Consider the following 665-nt stretch of genomic DNA (forward strand, 5'->3'; position numbering starts at 1 on the left):
CGCCTCCCAAAAGGTAACGGAGGCGCCCAAAGGTTCCCTCAGAATGGTTGGAAATCATTCGTAGAGTGTAAAGGCAGAAGGGAGCTTGACTGCGAGACCTACAAGTCGAGCAGGGACGAAAGTCGGGCTTAGTGATCCGGTGGTTCCGCATGGAAGGGCCATCGCTCAACGGATAAAAGCTACCCCGGGGATAACAGGCTTATCTCCCCCAAGAGTTCACATCGACGGGGAGGTTTGGCACCTCGATGTCGGCTCATCGCATCCTGGGGCTGTAGTCGGTCCCAAGGGTTGGGCTGTTCGCCCATTAAAGCGGTACGCGAGCTGGGTTCAGAACGTCGTGAGACAGTTCGGTCCCTATCCGTCGTGGGCGTTGGAAGTTTGAGAGGAGCTGTCCTTAGTACGAGAGGACCGGGATGGACACACCGCTGGTGTACCAGTTGTTCCGCCAGGAGCATAGCTGGGTAGCTACGTGTGGAAAGGATAAGTGCTGAAAGCATCTAAGCATGAAGCCCCCCTCAAGATGAGACTTCCCATCACTTCGAGTGAGTAAGATCCCTCAGAGACTATGAGGTTGATAGGTCCGAGGTGGAAGCGTGGTGACACGTGGAGCTGACGGATACTAATAGATCGAGGACTTAACTAACACATTTTATGATTCGTTGTCA

1 rRNA gene is annotated in these 665 nt (G+C 53.8%); it reads left to right on the forward strand.

Annotation, left to right across the window (positions count from 1 at the left end):
* Positions 1-643: ribosomal RNA gene (locus ACFSTA_RS18690) — 23S ribosomal RNA — on the forward strand; the annotation flags it as partial.
* Positions 644-665 lie beyond the last annotated feature (22 nt).

Source organism: Ornithinibacillus salinisoli (assembly GCF_042684965.1).
Classification (GTDB): domain Bacteria; phylum Bacillota; class Bacilli; order Bacillales; family Amphibacillaceae; genus Ornithinibacillus; species Ornithinibacillus salinisoli.